This is a genomic window from Cellulomonas sp. ICMP 17802 (assembly GCF_041295535.1).
GTDB lineage: Bacteria > Actinomycetota > Actinomycetes > Actinomycetales > Cellulomonadaceae > Cellulomonas.
The window spans coordinates 48,927-66,766 of sequence record NZ_JBGFQZ010000008.1; the positions used below are offsets into that span (position 1 = coordinate 48,927).

17 protein-coding genes are annotated in these 17,840 nt (G+C 73.7%); 5 read left to right on the plus strand and 12 right to left on the minus strand.

The annotated features are described in order from the left end of the window. Nucleotides 1-11: 11 nt before the first annotated feature. Both AB5970_RS09100 and AB5970_RS09105 read right to left on the minus strand, forming a co-directional pair. A complete protein-coding gene (locus AB5970_RS09100; protein ID WP_370503614.1) occupies nucleotides 12-1,061 on the minus strand; it encodes a glycosyltransferase family 1 protein in 1,050 nt (349 codons plus the stop codon). Beyond that, the gene (locus AB5970_RS09105) at nucleotides 1,058-3,562 is read right to left on the minus strand and encodes a sodium-translocating pyrophosphatase (RefSeq protein ID WP_370503680.1); all 2,505 of its coding nucleotides are present in this window, start codon (nucleotides 3,560-3,562) and stop codon (nucleotides 1,058-1,060) included. The genes AB5970_RS09100 and AB5970_RS09105 overlap by 4 nt, the downstream gene beginning before the upstream one ends. A 212-nt stretch (nucleotides 3,563-3,774) precedes the next feature. Here AB5970_RS09105 and AB5970_RS09110 point away from each other — a divergent pair, with 212 nt between their 5' ends. Continuing rightward, nucleotides 3,775-4,110 carry a YciI family protein gene (locus AB5970_RS09110; RefSeq protein WP_370503615.1) on the plus strand — a complete coding sequence of 112 codons (336 nt, stop codon included), beginning with the start codon at nucleotides 3,775-3,777 and terminating at the stop codon, nucleotides 4,108-4,110. Then, complete coding sequence (locus AB5970_RS09115; RefSeq protein ID WP_370503616.1) at nucleotides 4,107-5,327, plus strand: RNA polymerase sigma factor; 1,221 nt, start codon at nucleotides 4,107-4,109, stop codon at nucleotides 5,325-5,327. The genes AB5970_RS09110 and AB5970_RS09115 overlap by 4 nt, the downstream gene beginning before the upstream one ends. A gap of 15 nt (nucleotides 5,328-5,342) precedes the next feature. Here AB5970_RS09115 and AB5970_RS09120 read toward each other — a convergent pair whose 3' ends face one another. From AB5970_RS09120 to AB5970_RS09135, 4 genes are all read right to left on the minus strand, one after another. Beyond that, complete coding sequence (locus AB5970_RS09120; RefSeq protein WP_370503617.1) at nucleotides 5,343-6,230, minus strand: hypothetical protein; 888 nt, start codon at nucleotides 6,228-6,230, stop codon at nucleotides 5,343-5,345. Between the two features lie 88 nt (nucleotides 6,231-6,318). Then, nucleotides 6,319-6,600, minus strand: a complete 282-nt coding sequence (locus tag AB5970_RS09125; RefSeq protein WP_370503618.1) for a dsRBD fold-containing protein — start codon at nucleotides 6,598-6,600, stop codon at nucleotides 6,319-6,321. 133 nt (nucleotides 6,601-6,733) lie between these two features. Further along, on the minus strand, nucleotides 6,734-8,089 hold the full coding sequence (locus AB5970_RS09130; protein ID WP_370503619.1) for a sensor histidine kinase: 1,356 nt from the start codon (nucleotides 8,087-8,089) through the stop codon (nucleotides 6,734-6,736). After that, nucleotides 8,086-8,757 (minus strand): response regulator transcription factor, encoded by a 672-nt coding sequence (locus AB5970_RS09135; protein ID WP_370503620.1) that lies wholly within the window; start codon nucleotides 8,755-8,757, stop codon nucleotides 8,086-8,088. The genes AB5970_RS09130 and AB5970_RS09135 overlap by 4 nt, the downstream gene beginning before the upstream one ends. Nucleotides 8,758-8,892: 135 nt before the next feature. On the opposite strand from AB5970_RS09135, the gene AB5970_RS09140 reads away from it, so the two are divergent. Genes AB5970_RS09140 through AB5970_RS09150 form a run of 3 tightly spaced genes read left to right on the plus strand, consistent with a single transcriptional unit; the run spans nucleotide 8,893 to nucleotide 11,398 of the window. Beyond that, nucleotides 8,893-9,213 carry a PepSY domain-containing protein gene (locus tag AB5970_RS09140; RefSeq protein WP_370503621.1) on the plus strand — a complete coding sequence of 107 codons (321 nt, stop codon included), beginning with the start codon at nucleotides 8,893-8,895 and terminating at the stop codon, nucleotides 9,211-9,213. Between the two features lie 42 nt (nucleotides 9,214-9,255). Continuing rightward, entirely contained in the window at nucleotides 9,256-10,884 is a 1,629-nt protein-coding gene (locus AB5970_RS09145; protein WP_370503622.1) for an FAD-dependent monooxygenase, read from the plus strand. Nucleotides 10,885-10,921: 37 nt separating this feature from the next. Continuing rightward, nucleotides 10,922-11,398, plus strand: a complete 477-nt coding sequence (locus AB5970_RS09150; protein ID WP_370503623.1) for a nitroreductase/quinone reductase family protein — start codon at nucleotides 10,922-10,924, stop codon at nucleotides 11,396-11,398. Here AB5970_RS09150 and AB5970_RS09155 read toward each other — a convergent pair. The 6 genes from AB5970_RS09155 to AB5970_RS09180 form a co-directional block, all read right to left on the minus strand. Continuing rightward, the gene (locus AB5970_RS09155; protein WP_370503624.1) at nucleotides 11,391-12,179 is read right to left on the minus strand and encodes an HpcH/HpaI aldolase family protein; all 789 of its coding nucleotides are present in this window, start codon (nucleotides 12,177-12,179) and stop codon (nucleotides 11,391-11,393) included. The genes AB5970_RS09150 and AB5970_RS09155 overlap by 8 nt on opposite strands. Then, nucleotides 12,164-12,883 (minus strand): 2-keto-4-pentenoate hydratase, encoded by a 720-nt coding sequence (locus tag AB5970_RS09160; RefSeq protein ID WP_370503681.1) that lies wholly within the window; start codon nucleotides 12,881-12,883, stop codon nucleotides 12,164-12,166. Before AB5970_RS09160 ends, AB5970_RS09155 begins: the two co-directional genes overlap by 16 nt. Before the next feature lie 68 nt (nucleotides 12,884-12,951). Next, nucleotides 12,952-14,115, minus strand: coding sequence for a 3,4-dihydroxyphenylacetate 2,3-dioxygenase (gene hpaD, locus AB5970_RS09165; RefSeq protein WP_370503625.1), 1,164 nt, complete (start codon nucleotides 14,113-14,115; stop codon nucleotides 12,952-12,954). 1 nt (nucleotide 14,116) lies between these two features. After that, nucleotides 14,117-15,628 carry a 5-carboxymethyl-2-hydroxymuconate semialdehyde dehydrogenase gene (hpaE, locus tag AB5970_RS09170; protein ID WP_370503626.1) on the minus strand — a complete coding sequence of 504 codons (1,512 nt, stop codon included), beginning with the start codon at nucleotides 15,626-15,628 and terminating at the stop codon, nucleotides 14,117-14,119. Further along, nucleotides 15,621-16,334, minus strand: coding sequence for a GntR family transcriptional regulator (locus AB5970_RS09175; RefSeq protein ID WP_370503627.1), 714 nt, complete (start codon nucleotides 16,332-16,334; stop codon nucleotides 15,621-15,623). The genes hpaE and AB5970_RS09175 overlap by 8 nt, the downstream gene beginning before the upstream one ends. After that, complete coding sequence (locus AB5970_RS09180) at nucleotides 16,316-17,791, minus strand: fumarylacetoacetate hydrolase family protein (protein ID WP_370503628.1); 1,476 nt, start codon at nucleotides 17,789-17,791, stop codon at nucleotides 16,316-16,318. The genes AB5970_RS09175 and AB5970_RS09180 overlap by 19 nt, the downstream gene beginning before the upstream one ends. Nucleotides 17,792-17,840 lie beyond the last annotated feature (49 nt).

Consider the following 17,840-nt stretch of genomic DNA (forward strand, 5'->3'; position numbering starts at 1 on the left):
GGGACCTCAGGTCACGGACCGAACCAGCGGCCCACCTGCTCGACGATCGCGGCGTCGAACCGGTCGTCGTCGTGCCGGGCGCGCAACCACTCGGCGAAGCTGCCCCCGGCCGACGCGTCGGCCTCCCGGCGGCACGCGTCGGGCTCCGTGACCGCGCGCAGGAGCATCTGCTCGGCCTCGGCCGGCGTCCGGTACAGGAACGGGTACCCCGCGGGCAGGATGGCTCGCGCCCAGGGCCGGTCGGGCAGCACGCCGACCGCCCCGGCGACCAGCGCCTCGATGTACTCCAGCCCGTAGGACTCGTCGCTCGCCGTCGCCAGGAACGCGGTGGTCCGCGCCAGGGCCGACCAGTACCCCTCGCGCGTCGCGGTCAGCGGGCCCACCCAGGCCCAGTCGTGCAGCGACAGGCGCATCGCGAGCTCGGTGGCCAGGTGCGACTCGTGCAGTCGGGCCTCCACCCGCAGCGGCGTGCGCTTGGCCACCCGCTCGACCACGTCGAGGAACAGCTGCGGCTGCTTGCGGTCGGACAGGTAGATCGCGGGGTAGAGCACGACCGGCACGTCGGGGTCGCGGCGCGGCAGCACGTGGTCGAGCCGGATGCCGAGGTTCACCCAGGCCGACTCGGCCTTCTCCGCCAGCGCGGGGATGGTCCAGCGCTCGACCATCTCGCGGACCTCGCCCGCGGTGCGCTCGGAGTTGGCGAACGTGGGGAACAGCGCGCAGGAGAGGGCGACAGCCGCCCGCTCGACCGGGTGGGAGAACTGCGAGGTGCTGAACCACACGAAGTTCATGACGTGCGGCTCGCCCCCGGACGCGGCGAGCGTCCGCCAGACGCCGACCGTGTCCGCCACGGCCATGTTGATGACGACCGTCCGGTCGGGGTCGACGAACTCGAGCGGCAGCAGGTCGAAGCCGTCCCCGCGTCGCGGGCCGGGCCCCACGAGGATCGACCCGGGGAAGATGCGGAGCAGGCGCCGCACCAGGGTGGCACCGGCGTCGTGCCCTGCGACGTGCCCGTCGGGGTCGACCAGGACGTCCGGGTGGCGGACCGCGATCCTCATCGGTCGCCTCCCGTCGCGTCGACGAGATCGAGCACGTCGGCGTCCGCGGTGTCTCTCGCGTCCGGGGCCGCGGGTTCGTCGCCCTGCGGACCCGCCGGCGTCCCCTCGTCGGAGAGCGTGGGCTGGATCCGCATGCCGTAGAACGAGCGGTGCACGAAGAACAGGGAGACGACGAAGAAGACGCCGGCGAGCCCGAGCACGAGGCCGTGCCTCCCGTCGGTGGTCAGGCTGCGCGAGAGCTCGACCGCCAGGAGACCGAAGAGGGTGGTGAACTTGATGACCGGGTTGAGCGCGACCGACGAGGTGTCCTTGTAGGGGTCGCCCACCGTGTCGCCGACGATCGTCGCCTCGTGCAGGGCCGTGCCCTTGGCGTGCAGGTCGATCTCGACGATCTTCTTGGCGTTGTCCCACGCCCCGCCCGCGTTCGCCATGAAGATCGCCTGGTAGAGGCCGAAGACGGCGATGGAGATCAGGTAGCCGATGAAGAAGTAGGGCTCCACGAACGCGAAGGCCAGCGTCGAGAAGAACACGCCGAGGAACATCGTGAGCATGCCCTGCTGGGCGTACTGGGTGCAGATCTCCACCACCCGGCGGGAGTCCGCCTCGCTCGCCTTGGCCGCCCCGTCGAGCCGGATCGTGGTGCGGATGAACTCGACGGCCCGGTAGGCGCCCGTGGTCACCGCCTGGATGGAGGCGCCGGTGAACCAGAAGATCACGGCACCGCCGGTCACCAGGCCGAGCAGGAACGGCGGGTGCAGCAGCGACAGGTTGTCCAGGCCGGTGGTGAGCCCCTCGGTGAGGCCCATGATGATCGAGAAGATCATCGTGGTGGCGCCCACGACCGCCGTGCCGATCAGCACCGGCTTGGCGGTGGCCTTGAAGGTGTTCCCCGCGCCGTCGTTCTCCTCGAGCATCGCCTTGGCGCGGTCCCACTGCGGGGCGAACCCGTGGTCGGCCTCCAGCTCGGCCTCTATGTCCTCGACGTCCTCGATCATCGACAGCTCGTAGACGCTCTGCGCGTTGTCGGTGACGGGCCCGTACGAGTCGACGGCGATGGTCACCGGGCCCATGCCGAGGAACCCGAACGCGAGCAGGCCGAACGCGAAGACCGCCGGCGCCACCATGAGCGTGCCGAGCCCCAGGCCGGACAGCAGGAACGCGCCGCCCATCAGCCCGACGATCGTCATGCCGAGCCAGTACGCCGAGAAGTTGCCCGCGACCAGGCCGGACAGGATGTTCAGCGACGGGCCGCCCTGCCGCGAGCTCATGACGATCTCGCGCACGTGCCGGCTGCCGGTCGAGGTGAAGGCCTTGACCAGCTCCGGGATGACGGCGCCGGCCAGCGTGCCGCACGCGACGATCGTCGCGAGCACCCACCACGTCGACCCCGTGCTGCCGCGGCCGAGCACCAGGTACGTCGTCGCGTAGGTGGCGGCCACGCAGACGCCCGAGGTCACCCAGACCAGGGAGGTCAGGGGCGACTCGAAGTCCATCCGGGTCGCGTCCCGGTACCGCCGACCCACCCACGCGTCGTTGACCAGGTAGGACAGCGCGGAGGCGATGACCATGACCGCGCGCACGACGAACAGCCAGACGAGAAGGCTCGCCTGCACGTTGGGCTGGTGGACCCCGAGCAGCACGAACGTCACCAGCGCCACGCCCGTCACGCCGTACGTCTCGAAGCCGTCGGCGCTCGGGCCCACGGAGTCGCCCGCGTTGTCGCCCGTGCAGTCCGCGATGACGCCGGGGTTGCGGGCGTCGTCCTCCTTGATCTTGAACGCGATCTTCATGAGGTCGGAGCCGATGTCCGCGATCTTGGTGAAGATGCCGCCCGCGATGCGCAGCGCCGCCGCGCCGAGCGACTCGCCGATGGCGAACCCGATGAAGCAGGCGCCCGCGATCTCCCGCGGCAGGAACAGCAGGATGACCAGCATCATCAGCAGCTCGAGGCTGATGAGCACCATGCCGATCGACATGCCGGACTTCAGCGGGATGCGGTGCACGGGCAGCGCCCGGCCCCGCAGCGCGGCGAACGACGTGCGGGAGTTGGCGAACGTGTTCACGCGGATGCCGAACCAGGCGACCGCGTACGAGCCGGCCATCCCGACCAGGCTGAACCCGATGACGATGGCCACCCGGCTCCACGGGAAGTCGACCAGGAACCGGTAGTAGACGACGATCACCGCGGCGATGAACACCCAGAGCATGAGCAGGAACCGGCCCTGCTGCACCAGGTACGCCTTGCACGTCGAGTAGATGAGCTCGGACACCTCGCGCATGGAGGTGTGCACCGGCAGCCGGCGCAGCTGCACGAACGCGACGAGCCCGAACCCGAGACCGAGCAGGCACACCACCAGGCCCAGGCTCAGCAGCAGGCGCCCCGACACCCCGCCGAAGACGGTCACGGTGCTGAGGTCCGGCAGCACGAGGCTGGCCTCACCGCCGTGTCCCGCGCCGGGCGGCTCCGCCGTCGACGAGAGCGTGGTCCAGAGGGCGGTCATGGTGCGCACGGGTTCCCCGTTTCGTGACGTGCTTCGGCCTTTCTTCGCAGGCTAGGGGCGGGTTTTCCGGTGGAGTGTGACCTAAGTCTCGGTCCCGCGGTGTACGAAGATCCTCGACGAGCTCGCGGCGACGTGTCGGTCTCCGGCACCGGCGTTCGTCGCACTGGTGAGCGGCGGCCCGCCGGGCGGCCGCACGAGGAGGGGACGATCCGATGGCGCACTACCTGATGTCCGTGCTCGACGAGAGGTCCGGGTCCGGCACCGCGGAGGAGATGGCCGCGATCGACGTGTTCAACGACCGGCTCCGGACGGAGGGGCACTGGGTCTTCGCCGGAGGCCTCGCGGCGCCGGGTACGGCCACGGTCGTCGACGGACGGGACGGCGAGGCCGTGCTCACGGACGGCCCGTACGTCGAGACCAAGGAGTTCGTCGCCGGCTTCTGGATCATCGACGCCCCGCACCTCGACGCCGCGCTGCGGCTCGCCGCCCAGGGCTCGGCGAGCTGCAACCGCCGGCTCGAGCTCCGGCCCTTCGTCGGGGTGGCATGACCGAGGTCGACGAGGCGATCGCCCGCGTCCACCGTGCGGAGTGGGCCCGGGTGGTCGCGGCCGTGGCCCGACGCTTCGGCGATCTCGACCTCGCGGAGGACATGGCCGCGGAGGCGTTCGCGACCGCCGTCGCGCGCTGGCCGGTCGACGGCGTCCCGGCGAACCCCGGCGCGTGGCTCACCCTCACCGCCCACCGCAAGGCCATCGACCGGCTCCGTCGCGAGGCCGGGCGAGGCCAGAGGCAGCGGGAGGCGATGATGCTGACCGGCGCGCCCGAGCCGCTGGGTGCCGTCGACGACGACCGCCTCCGGCTCGTGTTCACCTGCTGCCACCCCGCGCTGGCCATGGAAGCGCGGGTCGCGTTGACCTTGCGGATGGTCGGCGGGCTCACCGTGCCGGAGATCGCGCGCGCCTTCCTGGTCCAGGAGACCGCGATGAGCCGGCGGATCACCCGCGCGAAGGCCAAGATCCGGGCGGCGCGGATCCCGTACGGCGTGCCGTACCGCGACGACCTCCCGGCCCGGGTCACCGGGGTGCTCACCGTGCTCTACCTCGTCTTCAACGAGGGCTACCTCGCCTCGGAGCCCGGGGCGCCGGCCGTGCGCGGCGACCTCACCGCCGAGGCGATCCGGCTGACCCGGCTGGTCCGGGACCTGCTGCCGGCGGACGGCGAGGTCGCCGGGCTGCTGGCCCTGATGCTGCTGACCGAGGCCCGACGGGCCGAGCGCGTGTCGCCGAGCGGGGAGCTCGTCGCCCTCGACGAGCAGGACCGCACGGGCTGGGACCGGGCCCTGATCGCCGAGGGCCACGCCCTCGTGCGCGAGCGGCTGGCGTCCGGCCGGGCCCCGGGCCGCTACCAGCTCCTCGCCGCCATCAACGCGGTCCACACCGACGCCCCGGACGTCCGCGGCACCGACTGGCCGCAGGTCGTCGCGCTCTACGACCAGCTGGTCGGTCTCGACCCCTCGCCGGTCGTGCGGCTCAACCGGGCCGTCGCGGTCTCCGAGCTCGACGGCCCGCGGGTCGCGCTCGAGGAGGTCGACGGCCTGCCGCTGCAGGGCTACCGCGCCTTCCACGCGACCCGCGCGCACCTGCTGCGCCGCCTGGGGCGCGACGACGAGGCGCGCGCGGCGTACGACCGGGCGATCGCGGTGGCGGGCAACTCCGCCGAGACGGCGTACCTCGTCCGCCGCCGGGACGAGCTCGTCGGACGCTGAGCCGTCCAGCCGCGACTATCGGGTGGTCACGAGCAGGGTCGTCGCGGCCGCGAGGAGCGGGCCGAGGATGGAGAGCCCCGACTGCAGGTCGCCCAGGAACGTGGCGTCCAGCCCGAGCTGGGCCCGGACGGCCTGTCGCTGCTGGAGCTCGGCGCGGACGGCGTCGGCGTGGGTCCCGACGACGGGAGCCAGCGCCCGGAGCAGGTCGCGGGCCTCGGTGCGCAGGGCGTGGCGCGGCACCGCGTACACGCACCCGACGAGGGCCGTCCCGGCCACCCCGAACACGAGCACCGTGCTCGACGTGACGGGCGCGGCACCGTGCAGCGGCGCGAGCTGGGCGGCTGCGCCGAGCGCGAAGGTCGACAGCGCGACGAGCGCGCCGAGCGGGGGCAGGAGCCCGACGGTGAGCTCGCGCAGCCGCAGGTAGTCGTCGACGCGCCGCCCGAGGGTCGTCCCCGCGGGCACGGCGTGGACGGCGCTGCGGACGCCCAGCATCGCGACCACGACCGTCGTCGAGCCCACGACGGCCCAGATGGTCAGCGCGAGCCCCCGCCAGCTCACCCCGGTCAGGTCGACGAGCAGGGTGGACACGCAGAGCACCACCACCACGGCCACGGTGGCGACGGCGGCTGCCCGGAGGGGACCCCAGCGCACGGCGCGGACCCGGCTCACGTCGTCCGACCGGCGGAGCCCGAGCTCGAACACGACTGCCGACGTGACGGCGAGCGCCAGGGCCAGGCCGGACCAGGCGACCACCCAGTCGCGGTCGGGGGAACCGGAGCGTGCGGCCGCCGCGGACACCGCGACCACCGCGCCGACCGCGAACCCCGCCAGCACCACGGCGACCAGCCGCCCGCGGCCGTGCCGAGCCGTGGTCACGCCGGGCTCCTCGGTCTCGGTCACTCGACAAGCCTGCTCGCACGTGGGTGGTCACGCCACCATCGCGCGCCGGCCCGCCTGTCGCACTCGCGTGGACGAGGAGCCCGCGCGGTCACCGCACGAGGTGCACCTCGGCGTGCTCGATCTGCGAGATGTCGTCCGAGGTCGCGCGCAGCAGCTTGTCGGCGAGGTCGCGCAGGGCCCTGGCCGCGGCGAGCTCGTCGCCGATCTCCGGGACGTCCACGTCCGCGGGTGCGCGGCGCGCCCGCCCGTACCCCTCGACCGTCGTCCCGCCGACCGTCTCGAGCACGGCGTGCGCCGTGGTGACGTCGCTGTCGGACCTCGGGTCGTCCGCGTCGAACAGGTAGATCGCGGCCTTCCAGGTGCGTGCCATGGCACTCACTCCCTCCGGGGGAGGACGGTCGTGCCGGGCGGCAGGCGCCCTCCGCTCGATCCCCAGCCTGCGCCGGGGGCGCGCAGGCGGGGTAGAGCAGAAGGTCCCGGGGACCCGGCCGGGACCGCCGCCGTCAACGCGGGTCGAGCGGGAGGGTGAGCACGAAGCGCGCACCGGGATGGTGCCGGGCGTCGAGCACGAGCGTGCCGTGGTGGCGACGCGCGATATCGGTCGCGATCGCCAGGCCGAGCCCCGTGCCGTCGCTCGCCGGACGCGCGTCGTCGAGCCGGGTGAAGGGGAGGAACACGTCCTCGCGGTGCTCCGCCGGGATCCCGGGACCGTCGTCGAGCACCGCGAGCTCGGCGCGCCCGTCCGGGGTGGCGGCCAGGGTGATCGACACCGCGTGCTCCGCGTGCCGGAGCGCGTTGTCGACGAGGTTCCCGACCAGCCGCTGGAGCTGCGCCGGATCGCCGAGGACCTGGACCGGGGAGACCTCGCGCGTGCCGATCCGGAGGGCTCGGTCGCTCGTCGGCCGTTCCGCGACGGCCGCCAGGACGACGGCGTCGAGGTCGACGGCGACGGGGTGCGCGACCTCGAGCACCCCGGCGTCGCCGCGGGCGAGCACCAGCAGGTCGTCGACCAGGGCCTGCAGGCCGACGGTCTCGGCGAGGAGGCTGCGGTGGGTCGCCGCGAGGTCGGCGGTCGACGGGTGGGCCTCGTCCACCTCGAGCTCCGACCGCATGCGGGCGAGGGGTCCGCGCAGCTCGTGCGAGGCGTCGCCGACGAACCGGCGCTGCCGCTGCGCCGCGGACGAGACGCGGTCGAGCATCGCGTTCATCGTGCGCGCCAGCCGGGCGACCTCGTCCCGGGTCGGTGGTTCGCTGACCCGGGCGTCCGGCTCGGACCCGGAGATCCGGTCGACCTCGGCGCGGATGTGGTCCACCGGTCGCAGGGTCCGGCCGACGGACCACCAGACGATCACCGCCAGGACGGCGGCGCTGACGGGCACCGCCACCGCGAGCGAGCCCGCCAGGACGGCGGTGCTCTCCCGCACGTCGTCGAGGGCTCCCGCGACGCGGACCGTCGTGCCGTCGGCGCTCCGGGTCGCCAGGCGTCCTGGCTGCCCCGTCGGGAGCGTGATCGTCGTGGTGCTCCCGTCGGGGGCGGTCGGCAGGGCCCACGGGGCGTCGGGCGAGGAGGGGGACCGGGCGACGACCACCCCGTCGGCTCCCACGATCTCGACCCACACGTCGTCGGAGTCCGGTGCCGCCGCGGCGACGGGTCGACCCGCCCCCCACGCCGCGAGGACGGCGTCGGCCCGTTGGGCGAGCGCCTCGTCGAGGTTGTCGGTGAGGATCGCGCGCTGGGCGAGGACGAGCGAGACGCTCGCGACGGTGAGCACGACGAGCACCGCCAGCGTGGCCAGGGCCGTGACACGGAACCGCAGGGAGGCGACGAGGGTGCGCGGCCCGGCGAGGCGGCCGGTCACGTCGGCACGGCGCGGTACCCGGCGCCCCGGACGGTCTCGATCGTCTGGCGGCCGTACGGCGCGTCGACCTTGCGCCGCAGGCGCGCGACGTAGACCTCGACCACGTTCGGGTCGCCCTCGAACTCGTCCTCCCAGACGCCGGCGAGGATCTGCTGCTTGGACACCACCTGCCCCGCCCGGCGCACCAGGAACGCGAGCAGGTCGAACTCACGTGCGGTCAGCGGGATCTCCACCCCGGCACGACGTGCTCGCCGGGTGCGCAGCTCCAGCTCGAGGTCGCCGACGGCCATCGGCGCCGGGACGCCGACCGCCGCGCGACGCAGCAGCGCGTGGATCCGGGCGACCAGCACCGTGAACGCGAACGGCTTGGTCAGGTAGTCGTCGGCCCCGAGGTCGAGCCCCTCCGTGATGTCGAGCGGGCCGTCCTTCGCGGTCAGCATGAGGACAGGCGTCAGGTCTCCGCGCTCGCGCAGGTCGGCGCAGATCCGGTACCCGTCGCGTCCCGGCAGCATGACGTCGAGGAGGATCAGGTCGTAGCTTCCCTCGGCCGCACGCCACGCGCCGTCGATGCCGTTGTCGGCGCGCTCGACCTGGAACCCCTCGGCGCGCAGTCCGCGCTCGAGGGTGCCGGCGAGCTTGACGTCGTCGTCGACCAGCAGCAGCTTCACGCGACCCTCCCTCCGACCCGCTCCGATCCTCGTCCCTCCCGCTGACGTCCGCCTGAACCCGTCAGCCGGGGTTCAGCAGGGCGTGGGCACCATCGTCGGGACCGCACCGTGGATCGACACAGCTGGAGGGACGTCATGCACAGGACCACCCGGACCATCCTCGTCACGGCCGCCGCGGCGACCGTCCTCGCCGGCGGGGCGGCGCTGGCGACGCCGGGGGAGGACGGCGCCGACCGCCCGGTGACCGGTGACGCGCTCGCCCGAGCCAGCGAGGCGGCGCTGGCGAGCACCGGCGGAGGAACCGTCACCGGCACGGAGGTGGGCGACGAGGACAGCTACTACGAGATCGAGGTGACCCTCGACGACGGCCGGCAGGTCGACGTGCAGCTCGACGCGTCGTTCTCGGTGGTGGACACGATGGCCGACCACGAGGAGACGGGTTCCGCGACGGGGTGACGGCACCGGCGGCGTGGGCCGTGCGCGGTCTACGGTGCTGGGGTGGGCGACGAGAACGGACGTCGTGCCTCGGTCGACGTCCTGGTGGTCGGCGCCGGGCCGACCGGCCTTGCCCTCGCCGCGGAGCTGGCCCGTCGTGACGTCCGCGTCCGCATCGTCGACCGGCAGCTCGACCGGGTGCGCGAGTCGCGGGCGCTCGCCATCCAGCCACGCACGCTGGAGGTCCTGGCGCCGCTCGGCGTGACCGCGGAGCTCCTGCGGCGGGGGAACCGCGCGGTCGCGGTCCAGGTCCACTTCCCCCGCCGGGTCGTCCGGATGCCGCTGTTCGACCTCGGGACCCGGGACACCCGCTACCCGTTCCTGCTCTTCCTCTCCCAGGCGGAGACCGAGCAGGTGCTCGGCCAGGACCTGGACGCGCGCGGCGTCCGGCTCGAGCGCGGCGTGGAGCTCGTCGGGTTCGTCGACGGCACGGACGCCGCCACCTGCACGCTGCGTGACGCCGGTGGGCGCGAGGAGACGGTCGAGGCGCAGTTCGTCGTCGGGTGCGACGGGTCCCACAGCACCGTGCGCCGGCTGGCCGGGATCCCGTTCACGGGCAGCGCCTACCCGCAGACCTTCGTGCTGGCCGACCTGGAGGCGGACGGGATCGAGCCGGGCGCGGCCCACGCGTTCCTCGGTCGGTCGGGGATGCTGTTCTTCTTCCCGCTGGGCAGCCCGTCGACCTGGCGGATGCTGGCCATGCGGCCGCTCGGCGAACCCGTCGGACCGGACGAGGCCGTCCGTCTGCCGGAGGTCCAGGCGCTCGCCGACCGGTACACGGGCGGCGGCGTCCGGGTGCGCGACCCCGTGTGGATGACGAGGTTCCGGCTGCACAACCGCGGCGCCGCGCACTACCGCGCCGGACGGGCCTTCGTGGCCGGCGACGCCGCGCACGTGCACAGCCCCGCGGGTGCGCAGGGGATGAACACGGGGATCCAGGACGCCGTGAACCTCGCGTGGAAGCTCGCCCTGGTCACCGCCGGGGGAGGCAGGCGGGCGCTGCTCGACACGTACGAGGCCGAACGGGCTCCCGTCGGGCGCACGGTGCTGCGCTTCACCGACCGCGCCTTCACCGTCGCCACCTCCACGAACGCTTCGGTCGTGCTCGCCCGCACGCGCCTGGCGCCCGCGGTGCTGCCCACCCTCGCGCGCTCCCGCGCCGGGCGGGCGTGCGCGTTCCGGACGCTCTCCGAGCTCGGCATCCGCTACCGCCACAGCCCGCTGTCGGTGGACGGGCCCGGGTCCTTCGGCCGAGCGGTGCGCGCCGGCGACCGCCTGCCGGATGCGCCGGTCGTGGTCGACGGGCGGCTGACGACGCTGCACGAGGCGACCGCGGGCCGCGCGTTCCACCTGATCATGCTCGGGCCGGTCGACCACTGGGCGCTCGACGCCGCTCCCGCGCTGGCAGGCCTGGAGGTCGAGGTCACCGTGCTCCGGCTCAGCAGGCTGGCCGGCCCGCGCGTCCTGCACGACGGGTCGGGGCGGGTGCACCGGCTGCTCGGCGTGGACGGGTCGCGGCCGGGCCACCTCCTGGTGCGCCCCGACGGGTACGTGGCCTACCGCGGCGGTCGGGACCTGTCGGGTCTCCGGGCGTACCTCGACGCCTGGTTCACGCGCCGCGTGCGAGGCTGAGGGCGGGCCGTGTCCCCTCGAGACCAGGAGTGAGCCGATGAGCTTCAGCTACCCGGTCGGGACGCGCGGCGCACGCCAGCCGCGCGGACCGCTGTTCCGGTGGGTGAACGACCGCACCGCGAACCGGGTGCGGCGCCGCCGCGACGGCCGCTTCATGGGGCTGGACGCGCTCGTGCTGAACACCGTCGGGCGCAAGAGCGGTCAGGAGCGCGCCACCCCGCTCGGCTGGTTCCCCGGCGAGCCGGACGGCTGGGTCGTGATCGCCGCGGCGGCGGGCGGCGCGCGCAACCCGGCGTGGTACCTCAACGCGGCCGCCCAGCCCGACCGGCTGACGATCGACCTCGCCGGGCAGACCATCCCGGTGAGCGCCCGCGAGCTGCACGGCGACGAGCGGGAGGCCGCGTGGGCCCGGGTCACGGCCGCGGTCCCGCGCTTCGCCACCTACCAGAGGAAGACCGACCGGCAGCTGCCCGTGATCCTGCTGACGCCGCGCGAGGTCCCGCCCGTCAGCTGAGCTCGTCGGGTGGCACGAGTCGGCGGGCCAGCTCCTCCGACCCCCGTGCCAGCAGCGTCACGTCGGCCCCGACCAGCACGAACGACGCGCCGGCGTCGACGTAGGAGCGGGCCAGAGCGGGGTCGAACGCGTTGACGCCCACCGGCGTGCCCGCGGCGCGCACGCCGTCGAAGGCGCGGTGGACGGCGGCGACGACGTCCGGGTGGGTCTGCCGGCCGAGCAGCCCCATCGAGGCCGCGAGGTCGGCCGGCCCGACGAACACGCCGTCGACGCCGTCCACCGCGGCGATCGCCTCGGCGGCCGCCACGCCCTCGGCCGTCTCGACCTGCACGACCAGCGACACGTGCGCGTCGGCGTCCTCGAGGTACCCGTCGACGCGGTTCCACCGGGCCGAGCGGGCGAGCGCCGAACCGACGCCGCGGCGCCCGCGCGGTGGGTAGCGGACGGCCTCGACCACGGCCCGGGCCGCGTCCGCCGACGAGACCATCGGCACGACGAGGTTCTGCGCCCCGAGGTCCAGCACCTGCTTGATGGTCACGGGGTCGGCGCTCGGGACCCGGACGACCGGGGTCACGGGGTAGGCGGCGACGGCCTGGAGCTGCGCCAGCACGGACTCGAGCCCGTTGGGCGAGTGCTCCATGTCGATCAGCAGCAGGTCGAGCCCGGCACCCGCGCAGATCTCGGCCACGAGCGGGCTGCCCGAGCAGACCCACATCCCGACCAGGGGGCCGTCGGCCGTCGCGAGGGCGTCGCGGAAGGTCGGCGTCAGACGAAGCGGCATGTGATCGTCCCCAGGTCGCGGTAGTCGGCCAGCACGGTGTCGCCCGGCTGGACCCAGATCGGGCGGGTGAAGGAGCCCGCGAGCACGAGCTCGCCGGCTTCGAGGCGGTCGCCGTGCTGCGCCAGCTTGTTCGCCAGCCACGCGACGCCCCGGGCGGGGTGGCCCAGGACCGCTCCCGCGACGCCCGACTCCTCGATGGACTCGTTCCGGTGCAGCATCGCGGCGACCCAGCGCAGGTCGACGTCCCCGGGCGCGATGCGGGTGTCCCCGACGACCATGGCTCCCATCGCCGCGTTGTCGCTGATGGTGTCGACGATCGTGCGACCCTGGAGCTCGATGCGCGAGGACAGGATCTCCAGCGCGGGCACCACGTACTCGGTGGCCCGCAGGACGTCGTCCAACGAGGCGTCCGGGCCGTCGAGGGGCTCGGCCAGGCGGAACGCGAGCTCGACCTCGATGCGGACGTTCGAGAACCGGTCGTGCTCGATCACCGCACCGGTCTCGTAGACCATGTCGTCGAAGATGGCTCCGTAGTCGGGCTCGTCGATGCCGGTCGCCGCCTGCATCGCCTTCGACGTCAGGCCGATCTTGCGGCCGACGGGCCGCCGACCGGCGGACACGCCGCGCCGGCGCCACTCGCGCTGCACCGCGTACGCGTCCTCGACGGTCATGCCGGGGTGCCGCGCGGTCAGCAGGGGCACCATCGCCCGGTCCCGCTCCGCGGCGGCGAGCTCGTCGGCGATCGCGGTCAGGGTCTCGATCGGCAGGGGGGTCACAGCTGGTGCCCGAGCTTGTACTCGCCCTGCTTCCAGCTCGGCAGCTCGTCGGGGGCGTCGCCCTTGCGCGTGTACGAGAACCCGTCGGCCCCGATCGTCACCTCCATCTCGCTGGTGTCCGTGCGCGCCACCACCGGCTGCGGGACGCCGTCGAGGTCGAGGACGAGCGACGCCTCGGTGTACCAGGAGGGGACCACCGGGTTGCCCCACCAGTCGCGGCGCTGGTTGTCGTGCACGTCCCAGGTCACCACCGGGTTGTCCGGGTCGCCGGTGTAGTAGTCCTGCGTGTAGATCTCGATGCGGTGCCCGTCGGGGTCGCGCAGGTACAGGTAGAACGCGTTGGACACGCCGTGCCGGCCGGGGCCCCGCTCGATCCGGTCCGACATCCGCAGCGCGCCGAGCTTGTCGCAGATCGCCAGGATGTTGTGCTTCTCGTGGGTGGCGAAGGCGACGTGGTGCAGGCGCGGGCCGTTGCCGCCCGTCATCGCAGTGTCGTGGACGGTGGGCTTGCGACGCATCCACGCGGCGTAGGTGGTGCCGGCCTCGTCCTGGATGTCCTCGGTCACCCGGAAGCCGAGGTCCTCCAGGTGGCGGACGGCGCGGGGCACGTCCGGGGTGACCTGGTTGAAGTGGTCGATCCGCACGAGCGCGCCGGGCGTGTAGAGGTCGTAGCGCCACGCGAGCCGCTCGACGTGCTCGACGTCGTGGAAGAACTCGTACGGGAACCCCAGCGGGTCCTCGACGCGGACGGAGTCGCCGAACCCTCGCACGAACCCGTCGGCCCGCCGCTCGACCCGGCACCCGAGCTCGCGGTAGAACGCGACGGCCTTGTCGAGGTCCTCCGGCGCCCGGACCCGGAAGGAGAGCGCGGAGACGGCGGCGACCGGGCCGACGCGCAGGACGAGGTTGTGGTGGATGAACTCCTCGAGGCTGCGCAGGTAGACGGAGCTCTCGTCCTCCTCGGTCACGACGAAGCCGAGGACGTCGACGTAGAACCGCCGCGACGCCGCGAGGTCCGTGACCACGAGCTCCATCGAGGCGGCGCGCAGGATGTCGGGCGGCGGGGACGACGGCGTCGGGATGCGGTCGCCGGCCCGGATCGGGTCCTCGGCGGTCACGACGGGCTCCGGCCCGCCGGGGGTGATCGGGGTCGCGCTCACGTCAGTGTCCTTTGCCGAAGGTCGGGTTGTGCGCCGCACCGAGCGTCACGTGCACGGCCTGCTGGTGGGTGTAGAAGTCGATCGACCGGTACCCGCCCTCGTGGCCGAGCCCGGACGCCTTGACGCCGCCGAACGGGGTGCGCAGGTCGCGCACGTTGTTCGAGTTGAGCCAGACCATGCCCGACTCCACCGCCTGCGCGAAGGTGTGGGCCCGCCGCAGGTCGTTGGTCCAGACGTACGCCGCGAGCCCGTATCGCACTCCGTTGGCGAGCGCGAGCGCCTCCTCGTCGGTGTCGAACGGCGTGATGGCGACGACCGGGCCGAAGATCTCCTCCTGAAAGATCCGGGCGTCCGCCGGGACGTCGGCGAAGACCGTGGGCGCCACGTAGTTGCCGGTGGGGAAGCCCTCGGGCCGCCCGCCGCCCGCCACCAGGCGCCCCTCGGTCCGGCCGATCTCGATGTAGCCCATGACCTTCGCGTAGTGCTCCGGGTGCACGAGCGCGCCCACCTCGGTCGACGCCTCGTGCGGGGGACCGACGACGACGCGCTTCGCCTGCGCGGCGTAGCGCTCGACGAACTCGTCGTAGATCTCGCGCTGCACCAGGATCCGGCTGCCCGCGGTGCACCGCTCGCCGTTGAGCGAGAACACCCCGAAGATCGTCGCGTCGATCGCCGCCTCGAGGTCCGCGTCGGCGAAGACCACCGCGGGGGACTTGCCCCCCAGCTCCATCGACAGGCCCTTCAGGTGGGGCGCCGCGTTGGCGAAGATCAGCTGCCCGGTCCGGCTCTCGCCGGTGAACGAGATGAGCGGCACGTCGGGGTGCTTGACCAGCGCGTCGCCGGCCTCCTCGCCGAGCCCGTGCACCAGGTTGAACACGCCGACGGGCAGTCCGGCCTCCTCGAAGATCCCGGCCCACAGAGAGGCCGACAACGGCGTGAACTCCGCCGGCTTGAGCACCACGGTGTTGCCCGTGGCGAGCGCGGGCCCGAGCTTCCACGACTCGAGCATGAACGGCGTGTTCCACGGCGTGATGAGCCCGGCGACGCCGATCGGCTTGCGGTTCACGTAGTTGAGCTGGCGCCCCGGCACCTTGAAGGCGTCGTCGGTCTGTGCGACGACGAGGTCGGCGAAGAACCGGAAGTTCTCGGCGGCCCGGCGGGCCTGGCCCAGGGCCTGCGTGATCGGCAGGCCTGAGTCGAAGCTCTCCAGCTCCGCGAGGCGGGCGTCGCGCGACTCGACGATGTCGGCGACCCGGTGCAGGATCCGCGAGCGCTCGCGCGGCAGCATGCGCTGCCACGGCCCCTCCTCGAACGCGTGCCGCGCCGCGGCGACGGCCCGGTCGACGTCGGCCGCCTTGCCGGCCGCCGCGCGGAGGTAGGTCGCGTTCGAGACCGGGTCGAGGACCTCGAACGTCGAGCCGTCCGCCGAGTCGACGTGCCGGCCGCCGACGTAGTGCTGGATGTGGTCCGGCAGGTCGGCGGGCAGGTGGCGGGGCGTGCTGGTCTCACCCATGGGTCGCCTCTCGGAGTGCGGTCGTGACGCCGTCGGGGTGCTCGTGGCTGAGGTAGGCGGCGAGCGTGGCCGAGCGGTGCCGGCGGGCCGTCCGCTCGATGTCGGCCAGGGGTGCGCCGGCCTCGATGAGGTCGACGAGGGCCTCGTGCTCCCGCACCGACTCCTGCGCGCGGCCGGGCACGAAGCTGAAGGTCGAGTCGCGCAGGTGGCCCAGCCGGGTCCACTCCGCCTCGACGAGCGCCAGCATCCGCGGGTTCGGGCAGGCGGCGAACAGCACCGCGTGGAACTCGTGGTTCAGGGACGTGAAGACCCGCGGGTCGAAGTGCTCGAGCGACTCGACGAGGCGGCGGTTGAGCTCGCGCGCCTGCCGCAGGTCGTCGGCGGTGAGGTGCCGGGCCGCGAGCGCGGTGGCCGTGCCCTCGAGGATGGCGAGCGTCTCCATGCTGTGCCGGTACTGGGAGTCGTCGATCATGGACACGCGCGCCCCGACGTTGCGCTCGAACGTCACCAGACCCTCCGCCTCGAGCCGCCGGATCGCCTCGCGCACCGGCACGACGCTCATGTCGAGCTCGTTCGCCACCGACGCCAGGACCAGGCGGTACCCCGGCGCGAGCTCCTCGCCCGCGATCCGCTCCTTGAGCCAGAGGTACGCGAGCTGCGACTTGCTCCGGGCCTGCGCCTCCTCGCTCACCGCGTCGCGCGCCATGCGTCGTACCTCGCCCTCCACCGCGCGTCCATGGGGAACAGGCCGTCGACCGCGTGACCGGCGGCCACCTGCTCGGCGATCCAGCCGTCCTCCTCCTCCTGGGCGAGGGCGGCGTCGACCACCTCCTCGACCAGCGCCGGCGGGATGACCACGACGCCGTCGCCGTCGCCGACCAGCACGTCGCCGGGCTCGACGGTTGTCCCGCCGCACGCGACCGCGACGTCGACGTCCCACGGCACGTGCTTGCGGCCCAGCACGGCGGGGTGCGCGCCCGCCGAGTAGACGGGGATGCCGACGGCGGCGACGGCCGCGTGGTCGCGGACACCGCCGTCGGTCACGATGCCGGCCGCGCCGCGCGCGTGAGCACGCAGGGCGAGGATGTCGCCGAGCGTGCCGGACCCGTCCTCGCCGCGCGCCTCGATGACGATCACCTCGCCCTCGCCGACCGCGTCGAACGCCCTCTTCTGGGCGTTGTAGCCGCTCCCGTGGCGGGCGAAGAGGTCCTCGCGGCCCGGCACGAACCGCAGCGTGCGCGCGGTGCCGACGAGCTTGGCGCCCGGGTGCATCGGCCGGACGCCGTCGATCGTCACCTCGTCGAGGCCGCGCCTGCGCAGCTGGGCGCTCAGCGCGGCGACGGGGGCGCGCTCGAGCTTCTCGCGCAGCTCCGGGGAGAGCCCGGTGGGCCCGAGCCCCGCGGCGGCGCGAGACCCCCACGCCTCGGCGCGCTGGACGTCGTCGACGGCGGGCAGCGACCCGAGCGACCCGTCGAACGCCTGCTCGCCCTGGACGACCGTGGTGACGAGCCGCCCGGAGGTCGGCGTCCCGGGGGCGTCCGGCGCGTCGACCTCGATCTCGACGACGTCCCCGGGGACGACCACCGAGGAGCCGGCGGGGGTGCCGGTGAGGATGACGTCGCCCGGCTCGAGCGTGAGGTGCTGCGAGAGGTCCGCCACGAGCTGCGGGAGCGGGAACAGGAGCCCCGCGGTGGTGTCGTCCTGGCGGATCTCGCCGTTGACCCAGGCGCGCACGCGCAGGGCGCCCGGGTCGACCACCCGGGCGTCGAGGAGGCCCGGGCCGACGGGCGTGAACCCGTCCCCGCCCTTCGACCGCACGTTGGAGCCCTTGTCGTTCGCGCGCAGGTCGTACAGCCCGAGGTCGTTCGCCGCGGTGACCCAGGCGACGTGGTCCCACGCCCGGTCCAGCGGCACGCGCCGGGCCGCGGTGCCGATGACGAGCGCGATCTCGCCCTCGAAGGCGAGCAGCTCGGTGCCGGCCGGCCGCTCGACGGTGCCGCCCGACGGGGCCACCGAGCTCGAGGGCTTGAAGAAGTACGACGGTCGGTCGGGGCGGCGACCGCGCTGGTCGGCGCGCGAGGCGTAGGCGACGTGGATCGCGACGATCTTCCCGGGGCGTCCGGGGAGGCCGGAGAACCTGCCGTCCGTGCTGTCCTGGCTCATGTGTTCCCTCGCGCGCGTGGTGAGAAGTCGTCGGTGGACGTCCGTCGGG